This window comes from Streptomyces sparsus, from assembly GCF_054776295.1.
Genome location: NZ_BAAHCA010000285.1, coordinates 1 through 5,319, shown reverse-complemented (window position 1 = coordinate 5,319; position 5,319 = coordinate 1). Strand labels below are relative to the sequence as shown.

Sequence of the window (5,319 nt, the reverse complement as noted above, 5' to 3'; positions counted from 1 at the left end):
CGCCTGAGCCCGGCCCGTCACCGGACCGGACGGCTCCTCGCAGGACGAGGCGCGGCCGGCTGCGCGGAAGGTCAGGCTGCGAGGTCGCGTTCCGAGCGGGGCAGGGTGGCTCCCGCGCTGTCCGGTTCACCCGTTCCGGGGACCTGCACCAGCCGGCCGGCGCGCGGCGAGAGCGCGATGGCGCGGGTGAGCGGCGTCAGCAGTGCGAGCGCCACCGGCGCGAGCAGCAGGGCCACCGCGGTACCCAGGGCCAGACCGCCGATCACGTCCGTCGGATAGTGCACACCCGCGTAGACGCGACCGAACCCCTGGAAGAGCGCGAGCAGCACCGCGAGCGCGCCCAGCTTGCGGTTGACCAGGAAGATGCCGACGGCGATGGCCGTCACCAGGGTGGTGTGGTCACTGACGAAGGAGAAGCCCGTCTTGCCCGGCACGAGCACGTCGAGCCCTTCGTGGTCCACGAACGGCCTCGGCCGCGCCACGAGTTCGCGGATCGGGTAGTTCACCAGGTAGGCGACGGACGCCGCCAGCGGCGCCCACAGCAGACCGGCCACCGCGGCCGGCGCGTCCGGCCGGCGCCTGGCCGTCCACCAGGCCCACAGGCCGAGCATCATGATGCCCAGGATGACGCCGTACTCGCTGCTGAAACCGAGTGCCGAGTCGACCCAGCCCGGCGTGGCGCCGGACAGCCCGTTCACCCGATGGAGGAGGTCGACGTCGGGGTTTTCCCAACCAGCCATGGCGATGCGGCCCTTCATTCTGTTCGCGCTGCCGACCCCCGTGGTAGCGAGATGCCCGCTCTCTCCCTGAGAACGCTCGCACCACCCCCCGGCGTTCCTGTCTCCACCGAAAGATCACCTCGACGTTATCGAAGAGTGACCGTCTGCGCAGCTCAAGGCCTTCGCCTCACCCAGGGTATGCGACGTCTCACGCCGCCGTCGGCCGGGTGGCACCGAAGTAGTCCGCGCTGTCCACCGGGTCGAAGCGGATCACGGCCCCGGTGTACGGGGCGTCGATCATGTACCCGCCGCCGACGTAGATGCCGACGTGGTGGATGGACCGCGAGTCGTTCAGGTCGTGGGCGAAGAACACCAGGTCACCGGGGAGGAGTTCGTCGCGGCTCGGGTGCGGCCCGGAGTTCCACTGGTCGTTGGCCACCCGGGGCAGTTCGATGCCCACCGACGCGTACGCCGCCTTGGTCAGCCCGGAGCAGTCGAACCGCCCGCCCTGCTCGGGGGTGCCGTTGCCGCCCCACAGGTAGGGCGTGCCGAGCTTGTCCTGCGCGTAGTGGATGGCCCCGGCCGCCTGCTTCGTCGGTGACACCCGGCCCTTGGGGGCCGCGAAGCTCCGCTCCATCGTGCGGATCACCTTGACGTAATTCTGCGTCTCCCGGTAGGGCGGCACCCCGTTGTACTTGATCACCGCGTAGGCCCCGGCGTTGTAGGAGGCCAGCATGTTCTCCGTCGGGTCGCCGGGCACGTCCTTGACGTACCCGGCCAACTTGCAGTCGTAGGAGGCCGCCGACGGGATGGCGTCCTGCGGGTCCCACACGTCGGCCTTGCCGTCACCGTTGGCGTCCATGCCGTGGGCCGCCCAGGTACCGGGGATGAACTGCGCGATGCCCTGCGCCTCGGCCGGCGACTGCGCGTTCGGGTTCCAGCCGCTCTCCTGGTACAACTGGGCCGCGAGCAGCGCCGGGTTGATGGCGTCGCACAGATTTCCCCACTTCTGCACCAGCGCCTCGTACTGCGCGGGCACGGCGTTCTTGGCGAGCGCCACCGATCCGCCCCTGCCCACACCGAGGTTGGCCGCCGCGCTGTAGGTGCCCACCACGAGCAGACCCATGAAGCACAACACCATTCCCAGGCCGACTCCGGCCGCCACCCAAGCCTTCCGCACCCCTCAACCATCGCATCCCGTGGCAGAATTCAAAGAGACTTGCGCATGATGAGTCGACCCGATCACACACCTGGGGCGGTGGGTTCACATGTTTCTGGCAGCCGGAGCAGGCGACATCACGACGATCATCGGCGGAATCGCGCCTGACTGGGGCCCGTTCGGCACGCTGGGCGCCGAGGCCCGCATCATGATCGAGGTCGTGATGGCGGTGGCGATCCTGCTCTGCCTCGGCATCGCCATCTGGGGTGCGGCGAAGCAGCGCATCGGCGCGACGGCCCTGCGCGACACCTTCAGCGCCGAGCAGGGCAAGGGCCTCATCGTCGCCGGACTGACCGGCGTGTTCATCATCGGATCCCTCGGGACCCTCTTCACGATCGTCTACGGTATGGCCATCTGAAACGTCCGAACCCGCCGTTCGGAGCCGTCCGTTCCACTCGGAGCCGTCCGTGCACATCGTCAATCCCGAACTCGACGACTACCTCCTGGCCCACTGCACGCCCGCGGACGACGTGCTGCGCGACCTCGCCGAGGAGACCCGTCGCGCGTTGCCCGGCCACACGTCGATGCAGATCACCCAGGACGAAGGCGCCTTCCTCACCCTGATCGTGCAGCTCACCGGCGCGCGGCTGGCCGTGGAGGTGGGCACGTTCACCGGGTACTCCGCCCTGTGCATCGCACGCGGCCTCGCCGAGGGCGGGCGGCTCATCGCCTGCGACGTGAGTGAGGAGTGGACGGACATCGCCCGCCGCTACTGGGAACGGGCGGGTGTCGCCGACTCGATCGACCTGCGCATCGCCCCGGCCGCGGAGACGCTGCGCGCGCTCCCGGCGGACGAGCCGATCGACTTCGCGTTCATCGACGCGGACAAGACCGGATACCCGCAGTACTACGAGGAGCTGGTCGGCCGGATGCGACCGGGCGGCATCATCGCGCTGGACAACGTGCTGCAGGGCGGCCACGTCGTGGACCCCGACGCGACGGGCGAGTCCGTGACGGCGATCCGCGCGGTGAACGACACCATCACCGCCGACCCCCGGGTCACCTCGGTGATGCTGCCGCTGCGGGACGGCGTCACCCTCGTCCGCAAGCGCTGACAGCCGGCATCCCTCTACCGGTCCCGGTCCCGGTAGAGGGTCGCGGGCGGTTCCGGGCCCAGCCACGCACACGGCGGCTCCTCAAGCGTCAGCTCCTCGCGTCAGCTCACCACGCGTCAGCCGCGAGAGCCCCGCTGACCGCCGTCGGCGTCGCCGTCCCCCTCACCGTCGTGGGCGTCGCTGCGCTGCTCCAGGTCGGTGAGCTGCTCGGCCCACACCTGGGAGAGCGGCTGCGGCCCCACGTACTGCTGGCAGCGGCACAGGCCCGGTTCGAAGGCCAGCGGCCGGCGCTCGGCGTCCCAGCCCGTCGGCACCTCCACCAGGGAGTGGCAGCCTCCCTGCTTGTCGTGCAGCGCCAGGTGGTGCCCGCAGCCGCACACCGGTTCCGGTGGGTCCGGCGGCCGGCTCGCCTCCGCGATCTCCCGCGTCCGGTGCTCCTCGGCGTGGAGCAGGGCGAGGTGCCGCTCGTGGCGGGTGCGCAGGGCCCCGCGCACGTTCTCCACCAGCCAGGCCCCGCCCCCGCACAGGATGAAGAGAACGCAGACCACTACCCAGAAGCCCATCGGCCCAGCACCTCCCCGGCCCACCTCGCCCGTATCCCTCCTTCCGAGGGTACGACTCGGGCAGCCGGACTGACGGTCCCCGCGGCCTGCCACCCTCGCGGGCGCCCCCGGTTCCGTGCGGACGGGCGGGCAGACAGGGGGTGAGCCGGCGCCCCGGAAGGGGACGGGCGCCTTCCGGGGCGCCGGCTCACCCCGTCACTGCCGGCCCCACCACACCAGCTCCAGACCGACCAGCAGCAGTGCCGTCGAGCCCGACGCGGCGCGCAGCGTGTTCCACCTGGTCCAGCGCGGCGAGTAGCCGGCCCACTCCCGGGCCGCCGCCCGGTCGTCCAGCCGGTCGTCCGGGGCGGGCGCGGCGTCGAGCGCCTCGTTCATCGGCACGTTCACCGCCACCGTCGGCGCCAGCACCCCCAGCAGGAGGACCGCGGCGCCGGTCAGGAAAACCGCACCGGCCTGCGGGTGCCCTTCCGCCCACACCAGCGCACCGGTGACGGCAGTGGTGAGGGGCGCCCCCAGGAAGGCCGCCAGGAACACCGGGTTGACGATCTTCCGGTTGATGCTGCGCATGACGGCGACGGCCTGCCCCGGCGGTACGGCGTCGAGGGCGGGCATCACGGCCACCGAGAAGGTGGCGAAGAGGCCGGCGACCACACCGGTGAGCAGCAGGCTCACCGCGGCTGTCGCCACTGCGACAACGGTCATCGTGTACTTCCGTTCTGTCTCCGGCGCCGGATGGACCACCCGAGGCGGTGCGGTTCCGCACCCACCTGCCCACGTGTGCCGCCTGCCGCCAGCAAACCGCGCGGCGGCTGTCGCGGCCATGTCCGAGCGACTCATCCACCTCTCCGAGCGTCCACCCGGGCCGAGGGTCCACCTCCGGCCGAACGCGCGCCGGGTCCGCCGAACGCCGGAACGCGCGCTCTCCGCCCGGCTGACGCAGCGTCGGGGGGCGGTCTCCCGGTGCCGGTCCGAGCTCCGTCCCAGGTCGTCGGCAGACGCGGCGGCAGCCCTGCGCAATCCCCAACATTGTTCTGTGTCAGCTGTGTTGAGCCCTGCTCACACGGGCACTCGTGCCACCGGTCCGGCACGAGGAGGACCGTGCCGGATGTCCGGCCCTTCAACAGGGGAGGTCTTCATGACCAACCGCATCTACCAGCCGCAGGAGCTCGATCTGGTCGGCGACCCCGTGCTGATCGCCGGAGTCGGCAGTGGCTTCGAGGCGACCCTCCAGTACCGCGTCACCGACGGGCACGACGAGGTGACCGGCCACTTCACGGTCGGCGGTACGGGCATGTACGACGCGTTCCAGCTCAGCGTCGACGTGAGCGGCGCCGCCTTCGCCCGCGACCAGGTGTTCGTCCAGATCTTCGAGCAGAGCGCGAAGGACGGCAGCGAGATCAACGTGGTCAACCAGGCCGCGCTGTACGGCCCGAACATCGTCCCCGGCTACCGCGGGTACCGGGAGCACGAGGTGTCGTCCGGCGAGTCGCTGTCCGCGATCGCCAAGCAGCACTACGGTGACGCGGACCTCCACTCCCGCATCGTCAGGGCCAACCCCACGCGGATCAGCGACCCGGACCGCATCTTCCCCGGTCAGATCCTGCGTATCCCCGTCACCGGCTGACCCGCCGCGGCAGCCCCCGACCCGCAGCCGTCGGCATCCGGTACGCCTCGTCGTCCCGGGTGCCGCACGGCGTCCACACCCTGTGGACGCCGCCTCCCGACGGGCCCCCGCCGCCCGGTCGCCGCCCGCCCGGCAGGCC

The 5,319-nt window shown here is 71.3% G+C and carries 7 protein-coding genes; 3 read left to right on the top strand and 4 right to left on the bottom strand.

Annotation, left to right across the window (positions count from 1 at the left end; translation table 11 throughout):
• Nucleotides 1–71 precede the first annotated feature (71 nt).
• Both ACYVE9_RS14530 and ACYVE9_RS14525 read right to left on the bottom strand, forming a co-directional pair.
• On the bottom strand, nucleotides 72–740 hold the full coding sequence (locus ACYVE9_RS14530; protein WP_461028255.1) for a phosphatase PAP2 family protein: 669 nt from the start codon (nucleotides 738–740) through the stop codon (nucleotides 72–74).
• 187 nt (nucleotides 741–927) lie between these two features.
• Complete coding sequence (locus ACYVE9_RS14525; protein ID WP_461028256.1) at nucleotides 928–1,860, bottom strand: C40 family peptidase; 933 nt, start codon at nucleotides 1,858–1,860, stop codon at nucleotides 928–930.
• Nucleotides 1,861–1,987: 127 nt separating this feature from the next.
• Between ACYVE9_RS14525 and ACYVE9_RS14520 the strand changes: the two genes are divergently transcribed.
• Nucleotides 1,988–2,296 (top strand): hypothetical protein, encoded by a 309-nt coding sequence (locus tag ACYVE9_RS14520; RefSeq protein WP_461028254.1) that lies wholly within the window; start codon nucleotides 1,988–1,990, stop codon nucleotides 2,294–2,296.
• A 49-nt stretch (nucleotides 2,297–2,345) separates the two neighbouring features.
• Entirely contained in the window at nucleotides 2,346–2,993 is a 648-nt protein-coding gene (locus ACYVE9_RS14515) for an O-methyltransferase (RefSeq protein WP_461028253.1), read from the top strand.
• A gap of 116 nt (nucleotides 2,994–3,109) precedes the next feature.
• Here the strand turns inward: ACYVE9_RS14515 and ACYVE9_RS14510 are convergent, their stop codons facing one another.
• Both ACYVE9_RS14510 and ACYVE9_RS14505 read right to left on the bottom strand, forming a co-directional pair.
• On the bottom strand, nucleotides 3,110–3,556 hold the full coding sequence (locus tag ACYVE9_RS14510) for a hypothetical protein (protein WP_461028252.1): 447 nt from the start codon (nucleotides 3,554–3,556) through the stop codon (nucleotides 3,110–3,112).
• A gap of 195 nt (nucleotides 3,557–3,751) precedes the next feature.
• Nucleotides 3,752–4,258, bottom strand: coding sequence for an anthrone oxygenase family protein (locus tag ACYVE9_RS14505; protein WP_461028251.1), 507 nt, complete (start codon nucleotides 4,256–4,258; stop codon nucleotides 3,752–3,754).
• Nucleotides 4,259–4,691: 433 nt separating this feature from the next.
• On the opposite strand from ACYVE9_RS14505, the gene ACYVE9_RS14500 reads away from it, so the two are divergent.
• Entirely contained in the window at nucleotides 4,692–5,180 is a 489-nt protein-coding gene (locus tag ACYVE9_RS14500; RefSeq protein WP_461028250.1) for a LysM peptidoglycan-binding domain-containing protein, read from the top strand.
• Nucleotides 5,181–5,319: the final 139 nt, after the last annotated feature.

What these genes read in the sequence shown, in the direction of transcription:
- ACYVE9_RS14530 (WP_461028255.1), bottom strand. Translation starts at nt 740, where the DNA reads ATGGCTGGTTGGGAAAACCCCGACGTCGACCTCCTCCATCGGGTGAAC.
- ACYVE9_RS14505 (WP_461028251.1), bottom strand. Translation starts at nt 4,258, where the DNA reads ATGACCGTTGTCGCAGTGGCGACAGCCGCGGTGAGCCTGCTGCTCACC.
- ACYVE9_RS14525 (WP_461028256.1), bottom strand. Translation starts at nt 1,860, where the DNA reads ATGGTGTTGTGCTTCATGGGTCTGCTCGTGGTGGGCACCTACAGCGCG.
- ACYVE9_RS14510 (WP_461028252.1), bottom strand. Translation starts at nt 3,556, where the DNA reads ATGGGCTTCTGGGTAGTGGTCTGCGTTCTCTTCATCCTGTGCGGGGGC.
- ACYVE9_RS14520 (WP_461028254.1), top strand. Translation starts at nt 1,988, where the DNA reads ATGTTTCTGGCAGCCGGAGCAGGCGACATCACGACGATCATCGGCGGA.
- ACYVE9_RS14500 (WP_461028250.1), top strand. Translation starts at nt 4,692, where the DNA reads ATGACCAACCGCATCTACCAGCCGCAGGAGCTCGATCTGGTCGGCGAC.